The 405-nt window shown below is 69.6% G+C and carries 1 protein-coding gene; it reads right to left on the bottom strand.

Going from position 1 to position 405, the window contains the following annotated elements:
• Positions 1-221: hypothetical protein (locus tag AC1DSF_RS31075; protein WP_478184158.1), on the bottom strand; the 221-nt coding region annotated here is incomplete at its 3' end.
• Between the last annotated feature and the right edge of the window lie 184 nt (positions 222-405).

Raw genomic sequence — 405 nt, 5'->3', positions numbered from 1 at the left:
GCGTTGTTCAGTCGGGCCAGGTCGGCCGCGGTCGCCGGGAAGCCGCCCATGTGCGGTTCGATGTAGCCGATGCCGTTCGCGAGCTTGGCCGCGGCGACCTCGGTGCGAAGGCCCTTGGCGTCGAAGAGCACCGTCGGGATGAGCGACGTCAGTTGGGCGACCTTCTCGTCGAGGGTCATCCGGCCGAGCAACTCGACGGCGCGGGATTGTGCGTCGGTCATGCGCATGCTCTTTCTGTACGAACGGGACATCAGGTCCGGAGCCCGAATCCCAGGCGGAACAGCGGGTCGACGGTGTTCGCCGGCGCGTCGGGCGCGGACGCTCGCACGGCTTCCATCGAGCGCGGCAACTCGACGGGGAGCCTCCCCTGGGGGGTGACTCGGCCGGTGAGCGCAGCGAGCAGGG

Source organism: Variovorax sp. 01N429, from assembly GCF_056399425.1.
The sequence above is the reverse complement of the archived record's forward strand: the minus strand, read 5'-3'. Positions and strand labels throughout refer to the sequence as shown.